The sequence below is a fragment of the Candidatus Rokuibacteriota bacterium genome (assembly GCA_030647435.1).
Lineage (GTDB): Bacteria > Methylomirabilota > Methylomirabilia > Rokubacteriales > CSP1-6 > AR37.
Window position 1 is genome coordinate 24,650 of record JAUSJX010000124.1, and the last position, 23,090, is coordinate 47,739.

A 23,090-nucleotide genomic window follows, 5' to 3' on the forward strand; every position below is an offset into this window, starting at 1 on the left:
CAATCCTCGCTCAGCTCCGCCCTCACGTCGTTCTCCTTGCTCTCTCCCCTTCCAGACCAGCGTGATCACGCCGGGCTGGAAAACGCCGGGGAAGAAAAGAGGCCTGGCCTCTTCACCCCCCTGACCAGGCCTCTCCGTGCTTCAGGTCCGGGTTACTTGATATGGCACTTCATGCAGATGTAGGCGGTGGTATTCCCCCCAAGCGTCCCGCGGAGGAAGAGATCGTCCACGGAAGCCTTGTTGTGCGGGTCGTGGCAGGACGAGCACTCCAGGCCGGTCTTCGCCGCAACAGCCCCGGCGGTGATATTCCCCGACCCGTCGTCGTTGAAAATGCGAATCGGGCTCAACGGAGTCAACTGGTACTCGCTGAGCTCGGCCGCATTACCGGTGGTGACCCCGTTGTACGTGTTCTTGGCATTCTGGTACGGGTACGGCATGGCGACCGGGTGGTTCCCCTTCATGGCGCCGCCGAAGCCGACGTTGTACTTGTCCCCCAATCCGTGCTTGGTATTGTCGAGCCCGACGGGCTTGCCTCCGTTGAACCACGCGATATCACCGACAGCCACGCTGCCGTCGTGGCAGCTCAGGCACTTCGCCGTGGGCCCATTGTACGTGTCGCCCTTGAAAGTCGGGAACAGGGTGCCGGCTGTGGTCGCGGGCACGTCCCAGCTGAAGGTGTTCGTCGAAAGGGTGTGGTTCCACAGCAGGAGCGTCGAGAGCGCCTTGTGCGGCGTGTGGCAGAACGTGCACAGACCGGTCGGTGGGGTGCCTTTACCCGAGAAGTCGTGGTCCGTGCCCGCGATCCCGGTGCCGCCAGTGGCCGCCCACGAGGCGGTCGGCAACAGCAGCGCGACGACCGCAAGGAACAGTGCGAACCTTAGGACTTTCATTTGACGTCATCTCCTTTCGCTGACTTCTCATTCCGCTGAGTAGCCTTCTCTGCGACTCCATTTGGGCGCTCTGAATCACCCCCTTTGGTCTCGGCGACCGGGTTCAGAAAGCTGTCCTCCGCCCGCGTGTTCACGAGCTGGTACACTTCCACCCGGTGGTTGAGGTAGTCGGCCACGTAGATGCGGTTGCTCTTGTCGATGACGATGGCAGTGGGGTTCTTCAGCATCCCGGGGATCGGCCCGCGGCCGCCGAAGAAGAGGAGCACCTGGCCCTTCGGGTTGAAGATCTGGACATTGCTCCAGCCACCATCCGCCACGTACACGTTCCCGAAGCTGTCGAGGGCCACCCCCTTGGGCTTGTCGAACATCCCCCAGGCGGAGCCCCGCTGGCCAACGGTCTTCACGTACTTGCCGTCGGGATCGAATACCTGGACCCGCGAATTCAGCGTATCGGTGACGTAGAGATTGCCCGTGTCATCCACCGCCAGGTAGGTCGGGAACAGGAACTGGCCGGGCCCCTCGCCTCTCTCCCCGCCGATGGTGCCGATGAGATCGCCAGCCATGTTGAAGACCTTGATGGTGTGTTTCTCGGACTTGGTGTGCGCGGTGTCGGCGAGATAGATCTTCCCGCGCTCCCGGTCGAGGGCGATCCCGGTGGGGCGCTCCACACTCGGATGCGTGAAGAACCGGACCCGTTTGCCTTGCCGGTCGAATACGCTGACCCCCCGCTTCTCCTGCTCGACCACGTAGAGCTGCTCTTGAGCGTCCAGAGCCAAGCCCACGGGTCGGGCCAGCTTTTCCGCCTCGCCGATCTTGGAGAACTTCTTCTGCCCGAAGTCGAAGACGAAGACCTCCAGCCGGGCGAAGTCCGACACGTAAAGACGTTGCCCGTCATCGGAGATCGCGAGCCCCATCGGCTCGATGATCCGGTTGGGCGCCGGCTTGTCGCCGGCGAGGAAGGCGAAGAGCTTCTGGGAAAAGGTCGTATCCCGGCCGAGGTCCACGTCGCTGACGATGCTCCGAACGAACTCGACGCGCGCCGTCAGCGGAGGCGGCGGCCAGACGAGGCGCACCGGCTCCTCTCTCTTCGGCGCCGTGGCGCAGCCACTCAGGGCGACGAGGAGGACCCCGACCGCTACCCGTCCATACCGTCTGCGAACCGCCGAGCTCGTCGACATGATGGCCTCGCTACTTCGCCAGGCTCCTGACGAAGGTGATCACGTCCCGGATCTGGTCGTCCTTCATCGCGGCACCCCACGGCGGCATCGCGGCGGACTTGCCGACGGCGGCGCCACCCTTCTTGACGATGTCGATGAGGTACTCGTCCTTGAGCCCTCCCAGGTACGCCTTGTCGGTGAGGTCCCTGGGCTTTGGGTTCAGCGCCGCGGCGGCAGCGCCGTCGCCCTTCCCGGCCGGACCATGGCAGGGAGCGCAGTTCTGGACGAATTGCGCCTTGCCTTTCTCGGCGTTCCCCTGAGCCACTGCGAGGCTCGGAAGCGCCACACCCACGAGCAAAGCCGCCAAACCAATCTGTACCGCTCGCCGCATGGGGCCTCCTTGTTAGCGGAATCGCTTGCCGAGAGTGCAAGGAGCGTTCCGATCCTGGGATCAGTCGCGTCGCGGTCTACCGGGGCGGACCAGCTCTGGAGTGAGGCCTTCTAACCGATTGATTTTCACGCCGGACAGGGATTGTGTCCGGCAGGCGGACGGCTGGAAGTGTCGGAAAAGCTTACGATACGCTCGCGGAATAGCCGAAGCGAGCCGCTCGGCCTAATCCGAAGCTGGGAATTTTCCCCGCGGGATGGGGAAAATTCCTCAGTCGCCCTCTTCGGTCCGGTGGCCGAGGTCGAACTTCTTGACCCGGTACCGCAGCTCGTCGCGCGTGAGCCCAAGCAGCCGGGCCGCCCGGGTTTGATTGCCATGCGTGAGATCGAGCGCCTGCCGGACGAAGTCCCGCTCCACGTCCTCGAAGACGATCCCCGAGGGCGGCAGCTGGAAGGAGGGTGCCTCTCGAGGCCCACCCGCGGCATGACCGGCGATCTCCGGTGCCAGGTCCCCGGGTGACAGATCGCCCTCGTCGGCCAGGATCATGGCGCGCTCGATCACGTTCCGCAGCTCGCGCACGTTACCCGGCCAATCGTACTGCACCAGCAGGCGCACGACCTCGGGAGTGAGGCGCGGCTGGCGCTTCTTGAACTCGCGGCTGAAGTGCTCGAGGAAGTGCTGCGCCAGGAGCGGGATGTCCTCCCGCCGCTCGCGGAGCGGCGGGATCGTGATCGTGACGACCTGGAGCCGGTAGTACAGGTCCTTGCGGAACGTCCCGTCCTGCACCGCCGCCCGCAAGTCCCTGTTCGTCGCCGCAACGATCCGGATATCCACGCTGATGTCCTTCGTCCCGCCCACGCGCCGGAACCGCCGCTCTTCGAGCACTCGGAGCAGCTTGGCCTGGAGCGCCGGCGTCATGTCCCCGATCTCGTCCAGGAAGAGTGTCCCGCCGTGGGCGAGCTCCAGGAGGCCCCTCTTCTGCACCTTGGCATCCGTGAAAGCGCCCCGCTCGTGGCCGAACAGCTCGGACTCCAGCAGCGTCTCCGGCATGGCCGTGCAGGTGATCTCCATGAACGGCTCCTCGGCCCGACTGCTCTCGTAGTGGAACGCCTTGGCCAGGACGTCCTTGCCGGTCCCGCTCTCGCCCTGAATCAGCACCATGGTGGCACCGCTCGCGCTCACCTTCCGCGCCAGCGCGACGACGTCCTGGATGGTCCGGCTCTTCCCGACGATGCGGTCGAAGTGGAACGGGTAGAGGTGCTTCTCCCGCAAGAACTCGACCTTCTGGCGGAGCTGCCGCGTCTCGAGCGCATTCCGGAGAGTCACCGCCAGGTTGTCGAAGTCAATGGGCTTGGGGATGTAATCGTAAGCCCCGAGCCGCATGGCCTCCACGGCAGTCGCCACGTCGGCATACGCCGTCATGATGACCACCTGGATGTCCGGATGAGCCTCCTTGATCTGCCGGATCACCTGGATCCCGTCGGTGTCGGGCAGCTTGAGGTCGAGCAGCACCAGGTCCGGGCTGTCGTCCCGCACCGCCGCCAGGGCGGTCGCCCCGTCCTCGGCCGTCTCTACGGTGTAGCCGCCCTTCTCGAGCATCTGCTCGAGGGACCAACGGATCAATCGCTCGTCGTCAACGACCAGCACTCTGGGCGACATGTTTCCCCCTCCCGCCGCGGTCGGCCGGCAGTGCGCTTGGCGGTGCGGTCGGCAGCGCGATCGTGAAGGCAGTGCCTTTGCCCACGACGCTCTCGACCGTGATGCGGCCCCCGTGCTCCTCGACGACCCGGGCCGTGATGGCGAGCCCCAGCCCGGTGCCCTGGGCCTTCGTCGTGAAGAAGGGCTGGAAAATGCGGCCGATCTGATCCTCGGGAATCCCGGCGCCCGTGTCGGCGATGCGGATCTGCACCGGCCGCCCGTTGCCCGGGAGCGTGCGTGTCTCGATCGTGAGGCGGCCGCCATGAGGCATGGCTTGCCGGGCATTCACCAGGATGTTGAGCAGCGCTTGGTGGAGCAGGTTGGGGTCCACGGAGACGGGCGGCAGCGAGCTGTCCAGGCGGCGGACCACCTCGATGTCCCCGCGGGGCAAGAACTTCAGGCTCTGCTCCAGGAGGCCATTGATCTCCACGAGGAGACGCTGTGGCTTTTCCGGGCGCGCGTACTGCAGGAGGTCGGTCAGCGTGCGGTTCATGCGCGCGATCTGGGCCTGGAGGTCGGCGAGCAGCGCCCGCCGCTCGTCGTCCGGCTGGAACTGGCCGCCGAGCACGTGCAGCGCGCCCGAGATGCCCGCCAGCGGGTTCCGCAGCTCGTGGGCGAGACCCGCTGCCAGCTCCCCCACTGTCGCCAGACGGTCCCATCGCAGCAGCTGCTCCTGCTGCCGCTCGAGCGCCTCCCGCCGCCGGCGCGCCTGCTCGGCCACCATCCCCATGCACAGCCCGACCAGGCCGAAGAACGCCACGCGGAGCGCGACGCCGGGCATGGGCGGCGGCCACGTCCCCGCCAGCAGGTAGAGGGCCGACGCGGCTACGGCGGTCAGCAGTCCGGTGCGGAGGCCGAAGTAGAAGGCGTGGAGCGCGATCAGCAGGATGAACGCCAGGTGCAGGTCGCTGGCGAACCCCCCCGTGATGCGGACGAGGAAAAAGATGGTTCCCAGGTCGAATACGAGCGCGATCCGGTAGAGGAGCGCTATCCGGCCCGGGTGCACCGCGTTCAGGAGGTAGATCCCCACGCTGAAGACGAAGAACATGGACAGGATCGGGAGCTGCGGAGCCCTGGTCCAGTCCGGAGCCACAGCCCACCACGCCACGCCGGCGGCCAGGGCCCCCGCGCGCAGCCCGAGGAACCAGAGGTCCAGGGGCTCGAGGCCCATGCGGTGCCCCCACTGCTCGACGTGGGTCCAGGTGTCGTTCATCCGCGCCATCCGTGCGTCTCGTGGGCTCTCTGGTCCGCTTGAGCGACCTTCACTGGGAATCCCATGGCTGCTGCCGTTGCACCGGCGGGCACGACTGAGGACCGCGGAGTGCCCTCGGGCCGGACCGGCGGCGCGGCGGGTGATGGTGCCCCGCCGCGCCGCGCGCCCTGGGCCGCCTGGCGGCGCGCCTCGGCAAGCATGGAACGCGCCCGCTCGGCGTCCGTGCCCGTCGGGACCAGAGCCAGGAAGCCCTCGAGGGCCCGCGCCGCGGCGGCGTAATCCTTCTTGCCCTCGAAGAGCATGTGCGCCCGGTCCCAGTGGGCGTGGGCGTACTTCGGGTCCGCTCGCAGGGCTTCGTCCATGCGCGCGAGTCCCTGATCCATGTGGCCACCCTGATAGAGGATGAGGCCCAAATGGGTAAGGGCCTCGGCGTTCTTCGGCTCCCGGCTGAGCACGCGCTGGTAGGCCCAGATGGCCGCTGGGACCTTGCCCTCGTCGAGCGCCTGATGGGCGAAGACGAGCAGCTTCCCCGTCGGCGCGGCCTCCGCCTCCACCTCCTTGCTGAGGGCCTCCAACGCGACGCTCACGCCGACGCCGGCGGGCGCTGCGGCCCCTCCCGCTGTCCGCCCTGCGGCCGGGCGCTTGTCGGTCGTGGATCGGCCGAGGAAGATGCCCACGCCCAGGCCCACGAGGAGGAGCGCCACCGCCCCCAGGGTGAGCGCGAGCGGGCTCCGGAGCCTGGCCCCGACCGGCGGGGGCGCGGCCTCGGACCGACTTCGGCGCCCCTCCTGCTCGGACTGGCGAAGGCGCTTGAGGAGCCCGGCCGCGCGCCGCTCCGAGCGCTGCTTGAGCTCGGCGTGGTCGCTCGGCCCGAGGCGCCCTGCCGCCAGGTCGTCGTCCAGCTCCCGGATCGCTGCGTACGCGGCCTCGAGCTGTCGCTTGAGGTCCTCCACGCTGCTCACGACGCCCTCCTTTCCAGTTCTCTCCGGACAGCCGCCAGCGCCTCTTCGTCCACCTCTGCCTCGTCCGTCATCCCGCCGCGGCGGCTCCAGCGCCTCAAGACCAGGAGCGCGCCCACTAAACCACCGACCAGGGCTCCGAGCGGCAGAACCCAGGCCAGGAGCGGGAAGCCCCGGGTGGGCGGTGAGAGCAGCACCCACTCGCCGTAGCGGCTCGCGAAGTACGCCTTGACCTGCTCGGGCGACTCGCCCGCGGCCAGCCGCTCGCGGATGACCTCGCGCATCTGGCGCGCCATCTCGGACGGGGAGTCCGCCACGGACTGGTTCTGGCACACCACGCAGCGCAGCTCGCGCGCAACGGCGTCCACCTGGGCCTCGGTGGGCGCCGCTGCGGACACCCCCACGGCCGCGCCCAGGACCAGGATCAGGGCCAGGAGCACCCTCATGATCCCGCCTCGAGGGCCGGCCGGATCTGCTCCGCAAGGGTCTCCACCGTCACGGCGCCCACCTGACGCGACCGGATGCGCCCGGCCCGGTCGATGACGAAGGTCTCAGGCACGCCGTAGATGCCGTAGGCAATGGAGGTGGCCCCGGTCGCGTCCGTGACGTTCGGATACGTCGTCCGGGTGTGGCCGACAAACGCGCGGGCCGTGGCCTCCCGGTCCTGAATGTTCACGCCCACCAGGATCAGCCCCGAGTCACGGTGGCGCCGCCACACGGCCTCCAGCGCCGCCGCCTCCTCGCGGCACGGCACGCACCACGAGGCCCAGAAGTTGACGACGACGACCTGGCCGCGGAGACTGGCCAAGCGCAGTTCGCCGCCGTCCAAGCCCGGCAGCGCGAACTCCGGCGCGGGCGCGCCCACCAGCGGCGAGGACACCGCGCGGGGATTGCTTCGAAGCCCCTGTGCCAGGAGCGCCACCGGGAGGAGCACGACCACACCCACCAGCAGCAGCCGGCGCCACATTCTCAGCCCCTCCCCCGGCCGCGGTCGGGCAGGATCGCCCATGCTGTCCCCGCGGTGATGACCCCTCCCCCAACCCAGAGCCAGATCAGGAGCGGGTTCACCATGGCCTTGATGGTTGCCGTCGATCCATCGGAGGTGAACCCGGCGAGAATCAGGTAGAGGTCCTCGCGCCAGGAGGAGCGGATGGCCACGTGGGCGATGGGCTCCTGCCGGCCGGAGTAGAAGAGCTTGGCGGGCTCGAGTCGACCCACGGGCATCTCACTGCTGAACACCTGGAAGGCTGCGACCACAGCCACACGGGTGTCCCGCGCGGCCTGCCGCAGCCCCTCGAACTGGACCCGGTAGCGCCCGATGGACAGCGACTCGCCGACTCCGACCGTCTGCTCGAGCTGGCGTCCGTAGCCGGACGACCCGGCGACGCCGACGAAGATGATCACCACGCCCAGGTGGACCAGGAACCCCCCGTAGCGACGGTGATTTCGCACCATGAGCCTCACGAAGGCACGACCGGCGCCGCCGTCGCTAGCGCGCCGCGCGCGGACGCTGCGCCAGACGTCATGGCAAACCGTGGCCGCGACGAAGACCGACAGCGTCAGGACGATGACGACCTGGCCCTGGCGCACCCCCGCAGCCACGAGCATTGCCGACGTGGCGAGACTCACGGCGACCGGCCAGAGGAAGTTCCGCCGCAAGTGATCGAGCGATGCGCGACGCCAGGCGATCAGCGGGCCGACTCCCATCAGCAGCAGGACGACCACCAGCACGGGAAAGTTGACGAGGTTGAAGTAGGGCATCCCCACGCTGGCCTTCACCCCGCGGACGGCCTCAGAGAGCAACGGATACACGGTCCCGAACAGGACGGAGAACGTCGCGGCCAGCAGGACAACGTTGTTCAGCACGAAGGCGCTCTCGCGACTGACCAGCGATTCGAGCTCAGCCCGGCCGCCCAAGCTCTCGCCCCGCGCCGCCACGAGGCCGAAGGAGACCAACAGCGTGAGCGCGACGAACGCAAGGAAGGCCGTCCCCAAGGCTGGGCTGCTGGCGAAGGCGTGCACGGAGGCGATGATCCCCGAGCGGGTGAGGAAGGTCCCGAGCAGCGTGAGGGCGAAGGTCAGGATGATCAGCGACAGGTTCCAGACCTTCAGCATGTCACGCCGTTCCTGGATCATGACCGAGTGCAGGAACGCCGTGCCCGTGAGTCACGGCAGGAGCGAGGCATTCTCGACCGGGTCCCAGGCCCAGTAGCCGCCCCAGCCCAGCACCCGGTAGGCCCACCACGCGCCGAGCAGAATGCCGGCCGTGAGCGCCCACCAGGCCGCGAGTGTCCAGCGCCGGGTGGTGGTGATCCACTCGGCATCGAGACGGCCGGAGATGAGCGCCGCCAGGGCGAAGGCGAAGGGCACGGTGAAAGCGACGTAACCCAGGTAGAGGGCCGGCGGGTGGAACACCATTCCGGGATTCTCAAGGAGCGGATTGAGCCCGCGCCCGTCTGGCGGTGCGGGCACCAGGCTCTCGAAGGGATCCGAGATGAAGCATTGCACCCCGAGGAAGAAGGCCGACACGGCGAACAGGACCGCTAGCACGTAGGGCATCAGCTCGGCGTGCCGCCGCCCGTAGAGGGCTGCGACCACGGCGCTGCAGGCGGCGAGAAGCCAGGCCCAGAGCAGGAGGGAGCCTTCGAGCGCCCCCCAGAGCCCGCTCATCTTGTACATCCACGGGGTGGACTGGCTCGAGTTCTGAGCGACGTAACGAATGGAAAAGTCGCTCCCGAGCAGCGCCCACTCGAGCGCCAGCACGGCGACGCTGAGGGCGGCGAACTGCCCCCAAACCGCACCCAGGGCGCTGGCCATCCAGGCCCGTCGGCCGCTTCGGGCCCCGAGCAGCGCGGCGACCGTGCCGTACGCAGCTAGCGCCAGGGCCAGCCAAAGCGCCAGCCACCCGCTCAGCGCGGTTATGGCGAGTCCTCCGCCACGCCCCGCCGGCACGCTGTCCGCGTTGACCGGGTATCCATGGTTCGGCGCTTCCCCCGCGGCCGTGACATGCCAGAACGATGCCACAGAGCATCGCGCTGCACGAAACCCTTGCAAGTCGGTCTGTTGGGCGCCAGCCTAGAGCGAATGAGCCAGATCCGCAGGGGTCGGAAGTGTGGCAGACGTGGCCCACGTGTGGGGAAAATTCCCCACCGCTCGGGCTGGGCTTACGCGGAGGCTTGGCCAGCCGGCACCCGGGGAAACATGGCGAACGAACGGAGGGAGATGAGCGTCGCGCTCACCTCGACATTCCCCTGGTTCGAAACGGACGTCCTCACTGAAGAGCGCAACTGCCAAGGGCTCGCGTGCCTCAATACGGACCTGGTGCAGCACGAGGCGACGCGATCGCTCACCCAGCGCGTGCCCCTCGATGTCGACAGCTCCGAGAGTCCTGTTCACGACGCGCAGGAGCAGTCGGCCTACAACGGCCACTTCGAGTCCGTCTGCTACCATCCCCTCTTCGTCTTCAACGAGGACGGCGACTGCCTCGCTGCCACGCTCCGGCCTGGCCGTGCTGAGCGGGCCATCGAGGACTTGCTCACCCGGCCCCGCGGCAGACCCAGCCACGCCCCGCTGGTGCGCTACCGGAGCTTTCAATATTAGGCCACCTCCTGGGACCTGCCTCGGCGGGTGATCGCCACGGTCGAGCATCACCTGGCGGAGCTCTTTCCCCGGGTGGGCTTCATCGTCACCACGTTGACCGGGACGAACCGGCGGGTGGCTCATCCGACATGCCCGGTACTGTATCCTCCAGCTAGCCGAGAGCCACTTGACGCGGCGCCTGTTTGGACAGATCCTCGGGCGCATCGAGCGACTCGCGTGGCATCCGACCTGATCGAGCGGACGGGACTCGAAGGGAGGGAGACGCGGAACGGCTCAATCCCGGCGGGGGTGTCTCTGAGGTGGGGGACTCAAGGGTGGCACCCCCCGAAACACTCGGGGTCAGCAGGGCATGAATATCGAGAACCCACCTTGTCGTCTATTCCACCCCGGCGGAACGGCGAGGTGGAGCGCGCGCGGCTCGCTGAGCAGCATCGGAGGCAGCGAAGAATGGTCCCTATCGGGAATCCCGCCTGAAGACGCTGGTATTGCACTTGAGGTGACACAAGAGGAGATCCAGATGGACATGCTCTTCGGGACCTTCGCCTCGAAGTCTCTCCTGATCGTGCGAGTCGTTCTCGGTGTCATTTTCTTCGGGCACGGAGCCCAGAAGACGTTCGGGTGGTTTGGAGGCCCCGGGCTTCGGGGAGTCATCAGCTCCTTCAGGCAGTCGCTCGGTATCCCGGCCCCCTTCACGGTCCTCGCGGCCTTCACCGAATGCTTCGGGGGGCTGGCGATGATCGTAGGCGTGCTTGTTCGTCCCACCGCCGTTGGGCTCGTCCTGGTGATGGTGGTGGCCATCGCCACGGTGCACTGGCGCAACGGATTCTTTCTGAATTGGTCACTGGAGCCCGGCAAGGGACACGGCTTCGAGATGAACTTTGCCCTGATCGGCATGGCGCTGGCCGTGCTCATCGGTGGCGCAGGATTCCTCTCAATCGACCGGATGATCCGGCCTTGGTGAGTCCGAGTTCCGTCGTGCGATGACAGATTATCTCGGGCGGGCCGCTGGGCGTCCGATCGAGGCTACGGACGAACCGGGCAGCTGAGCAGCATGGTGACGTTCGGCGGAACTGGAATCGGACGGGTTAAGCAGGACGTGGCGGACCGCTCGATCGAAGTCGCACTGGCCCACGGAGTCAATGAGATCGACGTCGGCCCGCGCTATCGGGATGCCGACTTTCGGTTGAGGCCGTGGATGGCGAGGATCCGGACTTAATCAACGGATCCTGTCCGGACGTGGCGATGGGAATGTGTCTTGAATCGCACGACGGCGACCCTCTTGTCCTCGTGTTTTTCGGGGTCACATGGGCGCTCGGCGGGAGCCGCCCTGATCACCCTTTCTGACCACGCGGTGGCGCATGATCGCGCTCACGCTGGGGAAGACCCTCTGCGCCGCCGCCGGCACCGGCTGCCAGTCCGCCGTGCCGGGTTTGCCCTTGAAGTAGTCGAAGGGCAGCGCGCCGGGGCCGCCCGGCCGGCCCACCACGATACGTCCCACCATCCCGGCGATTTCGTGGGGCATGCAGAAGTAGTCGTACACGCCCTCGGCAGTGAGCGTCACCTCGAAGTAGTTGCCGGGCCGAACGAGGTAGCGGGAGTCCCACGGCTCGGCTCCTTCGGGAATTCGGAGCGAGTGCCGGGCGTTGCGCGGGTGATAGACCGTCGTCGTGTGGACGTTATCGTGGACCATCCAGCGTACCCGCTGGCCAGGCTCCATGTAGGCGCGTAACATAACGCCTGTTCTCGGACCCGGCGGCCCTGGGGGGCCGTGTCACACAGTTGCTCGCGGCCGCCCGGACTGCGCCAAGCGGGCGCTCCGCTACCAGCCGACGGCGTACTCGAGCCGGAGATAGCCGACGAGCTGCCAGAAGATTCCGATCGTGAAAAGCGTGAAGGCGACCGCCGTCAAGGCCCGGAACGCAGGTGGCGGAGGCCCGCTGTCCAGCCATTCCCGCGCCTGGACCCACCAGCCCGCCGCCACGAGGGACAGCAAGGCGCCCAGCAGGGTCAGCAGATACCCGGCGATGATGTTCACGGTGAAGGCTTGGCTGTAGGCTATTCGCATGACGCGTCCTCCTTCGCCGCAGAGCCTACACCGCAGCGTTGACGCGGGGTAGTCCGAAGCGCGCAGCCCCTCTGGAGAGCACGATCGAGATGTTGGCGGACTGGCTCGGTGAAGTATTCACTCAAGAATGGGACCCCCAAGTGGACGGTGGGGAAAATCCCCACAGATGAGGCGGACTCTCCTCAGTCGGGAGCCTTCTGAAGGGGACAACCTCCCGTCATGGCCATGTTCAAGTACGTAATTTCCCGACAGAATGGCTTTCGGAATCTGTCCTGGTACAGGGTTTGCTCTTCATCCGTGTGAGGCAATTGGCCCATTCACCCCAATCACGACCCGAAAGCCGCCTCGATGAGAGAGGCGGAGTGGGAGAGTGCGGTGGAGACGGTGATGAGAGTAAGGCAGGAGCCCATTCAGGTGCCGATTGCTTGAGGCGAACCATTCGCCAAACCACGCCCCGGACAAGTGCCACGCCTCCGGGCGCCGCCGGCCGGCGATCCGCCGGATGCAGGTCCCACCGGAACTCGGGCAAGCGCTGCGGCGCTTCAACCCGCTCACGGTCTCGAGAGTATTAGCGTGCCCGAGATGAAGTGGGTCGGAGTCATCGGGGTGGTTGCCGTGGCCCTCTTGACGTGGGGTTTCTGGTGGGGGGAGCCCGCCGTCAAGCAGCCGATCGAATATCCGCACAAGACCCACGTGGAACAACTGAAACTCCCGTGTACGGGCTGCCATCAGCGCGCAGAGAAGGATAACGTCGCAGGCCGCCCGCCCACAGCGCTCTGTCTTGCCTGCCACGCGGGAGGAGAGACCAAGAGCGAAGAGGTGAAGAAGATCCGGGCCTTCGGTGAGAAGGGCCAAGAGATCCCGTGGAAGCGCGTCTGGCGGCTCCCCTCTCATGTCTTCTTCTCCCATCGCACTCATGTCGCGGTTGCGAACGTGAAGTGCCAGACCTGTCATGGGCCGATGGAGACCCTCGCCCGCCCGCCGGCGCGCCCTCTCAAGACGCTCGCGATGAACAACTGCATCGGCTGTCACGAGCAGTGGGAGCGCCCCAACGAAAAGGGAGCCGGAGTGGTGAAGACCGGGGCGAGGCACGTCTCCACGGACTGCAACACCTGCCATCACTGAGGGAGAACATGCGAGTCACGCGACGGGGCTTTTTTCAAACGGTCGGGGTAGCGGCCGGGGCCGCGGCCCTGGTCAAGGGCAAGCTCGCCAGGGCCGAGCAGGCGGGGGAGGACCTCAGACGGTGGGCCACTCCCGAAGAGGTCTTGGTCCCGTCCGTCTGCCAGCAGTGTCCGGGGGGATGTGGGCTCATGGTCCGGACACTCGATGGCGAGGTGGCAGGGCTCTCGGGGAATCCCCTCCATCCCATCAACCGGGGAGCGCTTTGCCCCAAGGCATTTGGGGGGCTTCAGCTCCTCTACGATCCGAACCGCCTGAAGGGGCCGATGGCGCGCGCGGGTGAGCGCGGGCGCTTCCGCTCCATCGGATGGGATGAAGCCCTGTCGATGGTGGCGGGCCGCTTGTCCGAGCTCAGAGCCAAGGGTCTCTCTCACACAGTAGCCATCCTGGGCGGGCAGTATCGCGGCTATCGGGACACGCTCTGGAAGCGCTTTGCCGAGGCGTACGGCACTCCGAACTATATCCGGGTCCGCTGCCTCCCGCCGGAGAAACCCGCCCTCGCTCATCAGCTCATGCAGGGAGTGACGACCCCTCTGAGCTACGACCTCGGGGAAGCCCAGTTCATCCTGTCCTTCGGGGCCGGCCTCTTGGAGGCCTGGCTCGGTCCAGTCCATGTCTCGCAGGCCTTTGCGCGTTTGCGGCGAAGTGGCGAACGTCCCCGCGGCAGATTCGTCCAGGTGGATCCACGACGTTCGCCGACCGCGGTCAAGGCGGACCGGTGGGTCCCCATCGTGCCCGGAACCGACGGGATCCTCGCGCTGGGGATCGCCAATGCCCTTATCCGGGAGGAGCTCTACGACAAAGAGTTCATTGAGCGGCATACCTTCGGCTTCGACGACTGGGTAGGCCAGCGCGGGGAAGCGCATGAAGGATTCAAGAACTTCGTTCTCAGAGAATATGGGCTCATCACCGTGTCAACCGCCACCGGAGTCCCCGTCAGGACCATCCTCGAGATTGCCCGGGACCTAGGGACGACCAAGCCCGCCGTGGTGGTTGGTGAGCGGGGCCCCGCGTACGGTCCCGACGATCTCCACACCCGGATGGCCATCCACAGCCTCAACGCCCTCATCGGCAGCATCGGCGTCCGGGGCGGGCTCCTCATCCAGGGCGAACTGCCATTGAGCCCGCTTCGACCGGTTCAGAAAGATGAGGCGGCAGCGCGCGGGCTGGAGCATCCCAGGATTGACGGGGCGGGACGGGGCGAATACTTCCTGGCCTCCGATGCTCCGCAGGCCCTTCCAGAGCGGATCCTGAGCGCGACGCCGTACCCGATTAACGCGCTCCTCCTTTTTGCCACCAACCCGCTGGCCAATCATCCGGCGAAGGAAGCGTTCGCCAGGGCCTTCGACCGCATCCCCTTCATCGTGAGCTTTTCGCCCTTTCTCGATGAGAGCTCCTCCAGAGCCGACCTGATCCTTCCCGACCACACCTATCTCGAGCGGTGGCAGGACGATCAGGTGACGCACCTCGCCGGCTTTACCTGTTTCAGTCTGGCCCGGCCGGCCGCGGCGCCTCTTCAGCAGACGCGCAACACCGCGGACGTGGTGCTTCAGATCGCCACCGCGACGGGCGGGAGTGTCGCGAAGAACCTGCCATGGCGGAAGTTCGAAGATTTTCTCTTCGAGAGAGTGCGAGGGCTCTACGAGGCCGGGCGCGGGTATGTGGTCTCTGCTCCGGCTGAGGAGTCGCTGAGGAAGATCCTGGAGCGCCAGGGGTACTGGACTCCGGAGTTCAAGTCTTACGATGAGTTCTGGGCCGCGCTCGGCAAGCGTGGCGCCTGGTGGGATCCCACGGGACTGCCCGTCAGCCTGGAGGCGCTTCTGGCAACACCGTCTCGAAAGTTCGAGTTCTATGCCAGCGGTCTCAAGCGGCTGGTGGACGAGGCCGTGAAACGGGATGGAACGGGCGAGGCCTTGGTCCAGGCGCTGGGGGGACGGGACCGGGGCGATCTCCTCTATCTCCCTGCCGTGGCGATCCCTGCCGCGCGGAAGCCCGAGGCGTTCCCGCTCCGCCTCAACACCTATCGCCTGATGAGCCGGCCCTTGGGGGGTGGAGGGAACCAGCCTTGGCTCCTGGAGCAGCCGGCGGTTCACGTCCGAGCCTCCTGGGAAGCGTGGGTCGAGATCCATCCCAAGACGGCGGCGGGGGTGGGAGTGAAGGGCGGGGACTGGGTCTGGGTGGAATCGGCCAAGGGGAAAATCAGGCTCAAGGCCAAGCTCTATACCGGCACCCTCCCCGAGATCGTTCACATTCCCCTCTTCGGCGGCGAAGGGGCCAAACCGAACGACCTCATCGCCAACGAAACCGATCCCTTCAGGGGCTTCGGTCTCCTCAACACCACCCGCGTCCGGCTCCTCAAGGCCTGACGCCATGGCGCTCTGGGGGATGGTGATTGACCTCGACCGCTGCACGGGCTGCCAGGCCTGCGTCGTGGCCTGCAAGGCGGAGAATAACGTGCCTCCCGTCGGGGCGAAGGAGGCGGTCCGGGGGCGGATCATCAGCTGGATGCAGGTCCTCACCGAGGAAGACGAGGAACACGACGGGGAGGTGAAGCGGTTCGTCCCGCGACCGTGTCTTCAGTGCGATGACCCCCCCTGCACCAAGGTCTGTCCCGTCTATGCCACGTACCGGAACCCAGAGGGGATCGTGGCGCAGATCTATGCCCGCTGCATCGGCTGCCGGTTCTGCATGGCGGCCTGCCCCTACAACGCGAAATACTTCAACTGGCACCGCTACCAGAAGGAAGCTCCCGGTCAGAATCCTGACGTCTCGCTGCGCCCCAAGGGCGTCGTGGAGAAGTGTACCTTCTGCCACCATCGTCTTCAGAAAGCGCGGGAGCGGGCCTTGGCTGAGCGGCGAGAGCTGGCCCCGGGGGAGTATGTCACGGCCTGCGCCGAAGTCTGCCCGGCGCGCGCCATCGTCTTCGGAGATCTCTCCGACCCCGGCAGCGAAGTCCATCGGCTGGCTCGAAGCCCCCGGGCCTTCAGGCTTCTGGAGGCGTTGGGGACCAAGCCGAAGGTGATCTATCTCTCCGAAGGAGAAGGCCGTGGCTGATCCCGCCGATAGCCGTGATGCCGCGCTCCTCGCTCCTATCGAGCGGACGGGGCGGGGGTTCTATGTGACCGTGGGCATTCTCGCTGCCCTCATCCTCTGGGGGGCCATCGCCTACTGGACTCAGTTCAACGAGGGGCTGGGGGTCACCGGCCTCCACCAGCCGGTCTCCTGGGGGTTCTACGTCACCAACTTCGTCTTCTTCATTGGGATCAGCCACGCGGGCACTCTGATCTCGGCCATCCTCCGGCTCTCGAAGGCCGAGTGGCGACGGCCGATCACCCGGATGGCCGAGGTCATCACGGTGATGGTCCTCTTCATCGGCGCCGGTCAGATTCTTGTGGACCTGGGGCGTCCCGACCGGATGCTGAACATCATCCGCTATGGCCGCTACCAGTCCCCGCTCCTCTGGGATGCCACCAGCATCAGCGCCTACCTGACCGCCAGCATCGTGTATCTGTACATCCCCATGATCCCCGACATCGCCATCCTGAGAGACCGTGTGGGCAAGCGGAAGTTTTTCTACAGCGTCCTGGCCCTGGGCTGGCAGGGGACCGAGCATCAGCAGAAGGTCTTGAACCGCGCCATCGCCATCATGGCGGTCCTGGTGATCCCGATCGCCGTCTCGGTTCACTCGGTGGTGTCCTTCGTCTTCTCCATGACCCTCCAGCCCGGTTGGCACTCGACGATTTTCGGCCCCTACTTCGTGGTCGGGGCGATCTTCTCAGGGATCGCGGCCCTCATCGTGGCGATGATCGCTTTCAGGAAAGCCTACGGGCTCCAGAGCTACCTCAAGCCGATCCACTTCCGTTATCTGGGACAGCTCCTCCTGGTCATGTCGCTCCTCTGGTTCTACTTCACGTTCGCCGAGTACCTGACGGGATACTACGGGAGCGAGCCGGAGGAGATGAAGGTTTTCTGGTCAAAGTTCACCGGTCCCTTCTGGCCGTTCTTCTGGGGGATGGTTCTCACCAACGTCGCCATCCCGCTCCTCTGCCTCGTGAGGCTCGGCCGCCGCACCATCGGGAAGGTCCTCATCGCGTCCCTGTCGGTAAGCGTGGGGATGTGGCTCGAGCGCTTCATCATCGTCGTCCCGACGCTGTCCAACCCACGGCTGCCGTTCGGGGAGGGAATCTACTTCCCGACCTGGGTGGAATGGGGGGAAATGGCGGGGAGCTTTGCCCTCTTCGCCCTCTTCTACGTTCTCTTCACCAAGCTTTTTCCCGTCATCTCCATCTGGGAGATCCGGGAGGGACGGGAGGTCGGGCTCAAAGAGGTCGAGGAACGGCTCCTGACCTACCTGCCGGACGTGGCCGAGCCGGAAGTCGTCCCGGCGAAGCGAGGCCGCTGACATGGCGGACCGGCGCTCAGCGCCTGATCGAACGGTGAGGGCCATCCAGTGGGCCATGGCGGGGGTGGCCGTTGTCTTCATCGGGGGGATCATCACCTGGATCACTCACCTGATCCGCACCGCCTGGCGCCTCGGCGATGTCCCCTCTGCCTCCATCGGGATCTCGATCGTGGCGATCCCCGTCTTCCTGACTCTTCTGGGTGTGATCCTCTATGTCATCGTGGGGATTCTCGGAGATCGAGGCGAGCAATGAACTCACGACTTGTCATGATCGGGCTGATTCTGCTCTCAGGGGTGGGGCTCGCAGTCAGTCCCGCCTTCGCCAGCCACGAGAGTCTCTCCGTTCTGCTCCCCGCCGATCCCCTGGAGGGGAGCCGACTCTTTACCGGCAAGGGGTGCCTCCGCTGTCACGCCGTCCATGGAGTGGGAGGAACCACGGGACCCGATCTGGGCCGAAGGATCCTGAACCGCCCGCTCCTCGAGATCGCCGGGGTGATGTGGAATCACTCGCCCGCGATGGAGCATGTCTTCCAGGAAAAACGGGTTCCCCGGCCCAGGTTCGAGCCGGGGGAGATGGCAAGCCTGCTCTCCTTTCTCTACTACCTCGGCTCTCTGGATCCTCCCGGCAATGCGGCGACCGGGGCCCGCCTCTTCAGCCAGAAAGGATGCGAGACCTGCCACTCGCTGGGAGGCAAAGGCGGGAGCGTGGGCCCTCGGCTCGACAAATACAGCCGGTACACGTCCCCGCTCTTCCTGACCGCTGCCCTCTGGGACCGTGGAAAGCCAATGGCCGAGGCAATGGAGCGGCTGAAGGTTCCCCGCCCGACCTTCCAGGGAACCGACATTGCCGACCTCCTGGCCTATATCCGGAGTGCTGGTGGAGGGACGGAGCGCGTGTACATCCCGCCGGGGAAGCCAAAGGACGGGGAGGCGCTCTTCACGAAAAAGCGCTGCGTCGAATGCCACTCGGTCAGGGGCCATGGCGGCAGCGTCGGGCCCGACCTCGGGCTCACCCTCAAGGGGAGCCTCATGCGGATCGCCGGGTCCATGTGGAACCACGGCCCCCAAATGTGGGCGAAGATGACCGAGCGCGGGATTGAGGTGCCGGTCCTCAGCACCCAGGAGATGTCGGATCTCATCGGCTATCTTTATTTCCTCCAGTTCATCGACCCGCCCGGCGATGCCAGAAGAGGGTTGGTGGTTTACAAGGAAAAACGCTGTGGCACCTGCCACGCCCTCCGGGGGGTCGGCGAAAAGGTGGGACCCGATCTCGCGACCGTGAAAAACCTCGACACGTCCTTGGAGGTCATCACCGGCATGTGGAATCACGCAGCCACAATGGAGCAGGTGATGGTTGGGGCGAATGTCACGTGGCCGGTTCTCCAGGGAGGCGAAATGGCCGACCTGATCGCCTATCTGCTCCAGGCCCGCGGCGGAGCGCCCCGGCCGGCCGCCGCCAAGGGCCCTGAGCCCAAGGGCAACCTGCGCTGAGAACCCAACTCGAAGGAGGGACACGATGAAATGGCCGACAGGACGCTTTGTGATGTTCTCGATCGTCGCGCTGATCGTTGCGGGAGCGGCGTGCTCGCTGCCAACCGCGCCGGCTCCCACAGCCTCACCAAAAGTTGACGTGGCCAGCGTCGCCCAGGGGGGGCTGCTCTACGACAAGTGGTGGAAGGTCGTCCCGGGGGCGAGCGAGCCCAAGGGGAATCATCCTCTCTGGGCGTCCCAGAGCACCAACAAGTCCACCGGGAGCGCGACGTGGCGCTGCAAGGAGTGCCACGGGTGGGATTACAAGGGCAAGGACGGCGCGTACGGCAAGGGATCCCACTACACTGGCTTCCCGGGGGCCTGGGGCGCGGCCCAGAAGAAGACCGTCGCGGAGCTCGCCGCCTTCCTCGGGGACAGGGCTAACCCGAAGCACAACGCCTTCACCGCCTTCCGACCCGCCGACATCGCTGACCTGGCGAACTTTCTGAAGTACGGGCTGGTGGACATGACGAAGTACGTGGACTACGCCACCAAGAAGCCCATCCGGGCAGACGCCGCCCGCGGCAAGTCGGCCTACGACGGATTGTGCGCTGGCTGCCATGGCGCTGACGGCAAGAAGTTGAACTTCGGCGACGCCAGCAAGCCCGAATACATCGGGACGTTGGCGAAGGACAACCCGCAAGAGTTTCTCCACAAGACCTGGGTGGGCCAGCCGGGCGGCCAACCGCCCATGCCCTCGGCGCTGGTCTCGGGCTGGAGAATCGAGCAGGCCGTTGACGTGCTGGCCTATGCCCAGACGCTGCCGGAGAAGTAGGCCTCGCGAAGATGGTCAACAGGTGAACGCGGGGACAGTACTGTTTGCCGTTGGCCTTTTTCTGCTGGTTCCCGTCGGCTCATCCTCCGCCCTTGCCGCAGAGGGGGGTGAGAACGCCGAGCAGGAGGTGAGCCTTCCCCCGACCCTCATCACCGAGGGGGCCACGCCCGCCACCGAGGTGGAGGGGACGTTCACAACCTCGAAATCAAAGACAGAGCGGGGGTACGTGTTCGGCCTGAGCAGCGTCCAGTATTCGCCCGTGCCCTCGTTCGGCATCAAGCTGGCGATCCCGTTCGCGGTCCGCGATCCGAGAGACTCCGAGCCCACCGTGGGCGGGATCGGCGACGTCAGCGTGATGGCGAAGTACGCTCCTCTGCTGCTCCCCGCCCGGCAGTTCGCCCTTTCGGGAGGTGTCACGCTGACCTTCCCCACTGGGAGCGAGCGGCGTGAGCTGGGCGGGCAGTTCGCCGTCGCACCGTTCCTGGCAGTCGGCAAGGGGTTCGGTCCGTTCAGCCTCCAGGCCGACGCAGCCTATCGCTGGCAGCTCAACGAACCCCGAAGGCTCGAGCCTGAAGAGGAAGGGGCGGAAGCCGTAAGGCCCCACAAGGGGGAGGGAGTCACCGCCAATTTGACGGCGACCTACTCTCCCGTGAAGCGGTTGTTCCTGATTCTGGAACTGAACAGCGTCACCGTGATGAGGGGCGATGAAGAGCTGAAGGAGCGGGTGCAGCTCTATGTCACCCCGGGCGTGAGCGTGGAACCGGCCGAGGGCTGGAATCTCCGGGCTGGGGTCCACCTACCCGTGACGAGCACCAAGGAGCTCGACTGGAGCCTCATCGTCATCGTCACGAAAGGATTTTAGCGAAGTACGTTGCTCCTGTCGCGGAGCGGGAGGCTAGGGCCATGAAGTGGATGGTCATCGCGGTGTCCTTCCTGCTTCTTTGGGGTTCCCAGGCGGCCTTCGCCCAGTCCCTCTTTAGCCCCACGCAAGACCCGCTGGCAGGCTCGCGGGTCTTCGGGACCAAGGGCTGCGTCAAGTGTCACGCGGTCAACGGCGTGGGCGGCAAGGTCGGGCCTGATCTTGGCCGAAACCTGCGTCCCCGATCGTTCTACGACCTCGCCGCCGGGATGTGGAACCACTTGCCGAAGATGGGCGAGCGCATGCGAGAGCTCGGGATCGCTCGCCCTCAGCTGGACCCGCGAGAGACCGGCGACCTCATCGGGTTTCTCTACACACTCGACTACTTTGATCCCCCAGGGAATGTCGAGGCCGGCCGGCGGTTTTTCACGGAGAAAAAGTGCGTCGTCTGCCACCAGGCGGGCGGGACCGGCGGGGTGGCAGGCCCGAACCTGGACTTCCTCAAGCAGTTCGGTTCCCCCATCCTGATCGCGGCCGAGCTGTGGAACCACGGCCCGGCCATGGCCGAGACCATGCGCGACAAGGGGATCGCGCGCCCCACATTCAAAGACGCGGAGCTGCGCGACCTGATCTCCTACCTCAAAGCCACCTCCCAGACCCGCTCCGAGGAGCCGCTCTACGTCCTGCCCGGCCGCGCCGACGAGGGCCGCCGGCTGTTCAGGGATAAGGGCTGCATCCTTTGCCACAGCGTGGGGGGGGAGGGCGGCCGAGTGGGACCTGACCTGGCTGAGCGCGGGCTGCACTGGAGCCTCACCCAGTTCGCGGCGGCCATGTGGAATAAGGCCCCCGCGATGATGAAGGAGATGAAGGCGCGATCCATCTCAGTCCCTCGCCTTCAAGCGAGCGAAATGGCCGACCTCGTCGCTTACCTCTACGCCGTCCGCTATCTCGCCGAGCTGGGCGACCCCACGAAGGGGCGGGAACTGGCGACGGCCAAAGGGTGCCTGGGCTGCCACTCGCTCGAGAGCACGGGCGGCAAGGTCGGCCCGGACCTCGCAAAGGTGAAGGGTCTCGACTCGGCCGCTGCCGTCATCGCGGTGCTGTGGAACCACGGCTTCATCATGGCGGAGCGTGCCGAGCGCCGGCAGGTGGCCTGGCCCCGGTTCCGCCCAGAAGAGATGGCCCACCTCGTCGCCTTCCTCCAAATGCTCGGCCGGGCTCGATGAAGGGCCGGCGGGGGGCCGGTCAAATCGGGGAATCAGGCATGGTTACCGTCAGGATGGTTCCAACCGATGCCAAGAGAAATACCGCGCGCCCTCTACTTGGTTAAGCTCCTAACGTACGCGATCACATCCTGGATCTCTCCATCCTTGAGCTTTGAGCCGAAGGGGGTCATGAGCGGGGATTTCCCGACGGCGGCCCCGCCTTTCTGGATGAGGTCGAAGAGATACTGGTCCTTGAGCGCCGTCATCTGGGCTTTATTCGTGATGTCCGTGGGCTTCGGGTTGATCGCGGCGGCTGCTGGGCCGTCCCCTTTGCCGGCCGGCCCGTGGCAGCCGGCGCACTGCTTGGCATAGAGGTCCTTGCCTTTCGCTGGGCTCCCCTGCGCCAGAGCGAAAGTGGGAAGAAGCACCACCGCAGCCAGGATCGCCATGTATTTCGTTGTCGCTCCGCTCATACCGTCCTCCTTGGCCAGAGATGTCCCACACGACAACCTTCTAATCTAGGATCTCGTCCGCCTCGACTTCTTCCTCAGACCGCGAACCCCAGACACCCACATCATATATTATCATCCCGAGCTTGGAAGGCAGTGCAGGACAACGGCAACACGGTCAACCGGGTGCAGCAGGCCCTCCAGCAGGTGGTCAGCTGGTCGGCGGGGATGGACGTCAACTGGGCTCCGACGGACCGGATCTCCTTCTCGACGGGCTACGTGCACGAGTCCAATTTCCAGAAGCAGCGCAGCTCCGTCGAGAATCCGCTCGATCCTTCCCTGGACTGGCTCTCGGACAGCACGGACACCGTGGACACCTTCCACGGGTCCATCAAGGCGACGATCATCCCCCAGAAGCTCGACTTCACCTTCAACGGGTCCTACTCCTACGCGCTGGGCCGGGTCGAGCAGCGTCACCCTCAAGTACAAGTTCGAGTAGGGCAGGTGCGCCGGGGCGGGCCATGGCTGCCCGCCCCGGAGTCTCCGAGTTGTGGATGCCCCACTGGGGCTTCGACGTCCCACGGTTCCCCCCACCACCAATCCGCGCCGGCTCGTAACCTCGCGAAAACACGCGGCGTCTCGGAGACGGCAGTCAGGCACGCGGCTTGCGAGAGCTCAGGCAAGCAAGGCTGCTCCTGACCCGTTCTCAAAAGGGGGT

25 protein-coding genes are annotated in these 23,090 nt (G+C 66.1%); 12 read left to right on the top strand and 13 right to left on the bottom strand.

All coding sequences use genetic code 11. The features are described from left to right. Positions 1-152: 152 nt before the first annotated feature. The 10 genes from Q7W02_21350 to ccsA form a co-directional block, all read right to left on the bottom strand. Positions 153-890 carry a cytochrome c3 family protein gene (locus Q7W02_21350; protein ID MDO8478693.1) on the bottom strand — a complete coding sequence of 246 codons (738 nt, stop codon included), beginning with the start codon at positions 888-890 and terminating at the stop codon, positions 153-155. After that, the gene (locus tag Q7W02_21355; protein ID MDO8478694.1) at positions 887-2,068 is read right to left on the bottom strand and encodes an SMP-30/gluconolactonase/LRE family protein; all 1,182 of its coding nucleotides are present in this window, start codon (positions 2,066-2,068) and stop codon (positions 887-889) included. Before Q7W02_21355 ends, Q7W02_21350 begins: the two co-directional genes overlap by 4 nt. Before the next feature lie 10 nt (positions 2,069-2,078). Continuing rightward, positions 2,079-2,438 (bottom strand): cytochrome c, encoded by a 360-nt coding sequence (locus Q7W02_21360; GenBank protein MDO8478695.1) that lies wholly within the window; start codon positions 2,436-2,438, stop codon positions 2,079-2,081. 267 nt (positions 2,439-2,705) lie between these two features. After that, positions 2,706-4,094 carry a sigma-54 dependent transcriptional regulator gene (locus Q7W02_21365; GenBank protein MDO8478696.1) on the bottom strand — a complete coding sequence of 463 codons (1,389 nt, stop codon included), beginning with the start codon at positions 4,092-4,094 and terminating at the stop codon, positions 2,706-2,708. Then, positions 4,069-5,355: an ATP-binding protein gene (locus Q7W02_21370; GenBank protein MDO8478697.1), complete on the bottom strand. Its 1,287-nt coding sequence runs from the start codon at positions 5,353-5,355 to the stop codon at positions 4,069-4,071. Before Q7W02_21370 ends, Q7W02_21365 begins: the two co-directional genes overlap by 26 nt. Continuing rightward, a complete protein-coding gene (locus tag Q7W02_21375) occupies positions 5,343-6,308 on the bottom strand; it encodes a tetratricopeptide repeat protein (protein ID MDO8478698.1) in 966 nt (321 codons plus the stop codon). The genes Q7W02_21370 and Q7W02_21375 overlap by 13 nt, the downstream gene beginning before the upstream one ends. Then, positions 6,305-6,751, bottom strand: a complete 447-nt coding sequence (locus Q7W02_21380; GenBank protein ID MDO8478699.1) for a cytochrome c-type biogenesis protein CcmH — start codon at positions 6,749-6,751, stop codon at positions 6,305-6,307. Before Q7W02_21380 ends, Q7W02_21375 begins: the two co-directional genes overlap by 4 nt. Beyond that, on the bottom strand, positions 6,748-7,272 hold the full coding sequence (locus Q7W02_21385; protein ID MDO8478700.1) for a TlpA disulfide reductase family protein: 525 nt from the start codon (positions 7,270-7,272) through the stop codon (positions 6,748-6,750). Before Q7W02_21385 ends, Q7W02_21380 begins: the two co-directional genes overlap by 4 nt. A gap of 2 nt (positions 7,273-7,274) precedes the next feature. After that, positions 7,275-8,420 (bottom strand): cytochrome c-type biogenesis CcmF C-terminal domain-containing protein, encoded by a 1,146-nt coding sequence (locus Q7W02_21390; protein MDO8478701.1) that lies wholly within the window; start codon positions 8,418-8,420, stop codon positions 7,275-7,277. A gap of 51 nt (positions 8,421-8,471) precedes the next feature. Further along, a complete protein-coding gene (gene ccsA / locus Q7W02_21395) occupies positions 8,472-9,329 on the bottom strand; it encodes a cytochrome c biogenesis protein CcsA (GenBank protein ID MDO8478702.1) in 858 nt (285 codons plus the stop codon). 198 nt (positions 9,330-9,527) lie between these two features. Here ccsA and Q7W02_21400 point away from each other — a divergent pair, with 198 nt between their 5' ends. Then, positions 9,528-9,905, top strand: a complete 378-nt coding sequence (locus Q7W02_21400; protein ID MDO8478703.1) for a transposase — start codon at positions 9,528-9,530, stop codon at positions 9,903-9,905. Positions 9,906-10,422: 517 nt separating this feature from the next. Next, complete coding sequence (locus tag Q7W02_21405; GenBank protein MDO8478704.1) at positions 10,423-10,866, top strand: DoxX family protein; 444 nt, start codon at positions 10,423-10,425, stop codon at positions 10,864-10,866. A gap of 339 nt (positions 10,867-11,205) precedes the next feature. On the opposite strand, the gene Q7W02_21410 is transcribed toward Q7W02_21405, so the two are convergent. Continuing rightward, positions 11,206-11,637 carry a plastocyanin/azurin family copper-binding protein gene (locus Q7W02_21410; GenBank protein MDO8478705.1) on the bottom strand — a complete coding sequence of 144 codons (432 nt, stop codon included), beginning with the start codon at positions 11,635-11,637 and terminating at the stop codon, positions 11,206-11,208. An 87-nt stretch (positions 11,638-11,724) separates the two neighbouring features. Next, positions 11,725-11,970 (bottom strand): hypothetical protein, encoded by a 246-nt coding sequence (locus tag Q7W02_21415; protein ID MDO8478706.1) that lies wholly within the window; start codon positions 11,968-11,970, stop codon positions 11,725-11,727. 582 nt (positions 11,971-12,552) lie between these two features. Between Q7W02_21415 and Q7W02_21420 the strand changes: the two genes are divergently transcribed. From Q7W02_21420 to Q7W02_21460, 9 genes are read left to right on the top strand one after another with little or no spacing between them, the layout of a single operon-like run. After that, positions 12,553-13,095, top strand: coding sequence for a cytochrome c3 family protein (locus Q7W02_21420; GenBank protein ID MDO8478707.1), 543 nt, complete (start codon positions 12,553-12,555; stop codon positions 13,093-13,095). A gap of 8 nt (positions 13,096-13,103) precedes the next feature. Beyond that, positions 13,104-15,518: a molybdopterin-dependent oxidoreductase gene (locus Q7W02_21425; protein ID MDO8478708.1), complete on the top strand. Its 2,415-nt coding sequence runs from the start codon at positions 13,104-13,106 to the stop codon at positions 15,516-15,518. A gap of 4 nt (positions 15,519-15,522) precedes the next feature. Then, a complete protein-coding gene (locus Q7W02_21430) occupies positions 15,523-16,206 on the top strand; it encodes a 4Fe-4S dicluster domain-containing protein (protein MDO8478709.1) in 684 nt (227 codons plus the stop codon). Continuing rightward, positions 16,199-17,554 (top strand): NrfD/PsrC family molybdoenzyme membrane anchor subunit, encoded by a 1,356-nt coding sequence (gene nrfD, locus Q7W02_21435; protein ID MDO8478710.1) that lies wholly within the window; start codon positions 16,199-16,201, stop codon positions 17,552-17,554. Before Q7W02_21430 ends, nrfD begins: the two co-directional genes overlap by 8 nt. 1 nt (position 17,555) lies before the next feature. Next, entirely contained in the window at positions 17,556-17,807 is a 252-nt protein-coding gene (locus Q7W02_21440; protein ID MDO8478711.1) for a hypothetical protein, read from the top strand. Then, entirely contained in the window at positions 17,804-19,045 is a 1,242-nt protein-coding gene (locus Q7W02_21445; protein MDO8478712.1) for a c-type cytochrome, read from the top strand. Before Q7W02_21440 ends, Q7W02_21445 begins: the two co-directional genes overlap by 4 nt. A 25-nt stretch (positions 19,046-19,070) precedes the next feature. After that, positions 19,071-19,859, top strand: coding sequence for a c-type cytochrome (locus Q7W02_21450; GenBank protein MDO8478713.1), 789 nt, complete (start codon positions 19,071-19,073; stop codon positions 19,857-19,859). Positions 19,860-19,881: 22 nt separating this feature from the next. After that, positions 19,882-20,721: a transporter gene (locus tag Q7W02_21455; GenBank protein ID MDO8478714.1), complete on the top strand. Its 840-nt coding sequence runs from the start codon at positions 19,882-19,884 to the stop codon at positions 20,719-20,721. A gap of 41 nt (positions 20,722-20,762) precedes the next feature. After that, positions 20,763-21,944 carry a c-type cytochrome gene (locus Q7W02_21460; GenBank protein ID MDO8478715.1) on the top strand — a complete coding sequence of 394 codons (1,182 nt, stop codon included), beginning with the start codon at positions 20,763-20,765 and terminating at the stop codon, positions 21,942-21,944. A gap of 92 nt (positions 21,945-22,036) precedes the next feature. Here Q7W02_21460 and Q7W02_21465 read toward each other — a convergent pair whose 3' ends face one another. Beyond that, the gene (locus Q7W02_21465) at positions 22,037-22,396 is read right to left on the bottom strand and encodes a cytochrome c (GenBank protein MDO8478716.1); all 360 of its coding nucleotides are present in this window, start codon (positions 22,394-22,396) and stop codon (positions 22,037-22,039) included. 132 nt (positions 22,397-22,528) lie between these two features. On the opposite strand from Q7W02_21465, the gene Q7W02_21470 reads away from it, so the two are divergent. After that, complete coding sequence (locus tag Q7W02_21470; GenBank protein ID MDO8478717.1) at positions 22,529-23,071, top strand: MtrB/PioB family outer membrane beta-barrel protein; 543 nt, start codon at positions 22,529-22,531, stop codon at positions 23,069-23,071. Positions 23,072-23,090 lie beyond the last annotated feature (19 nt).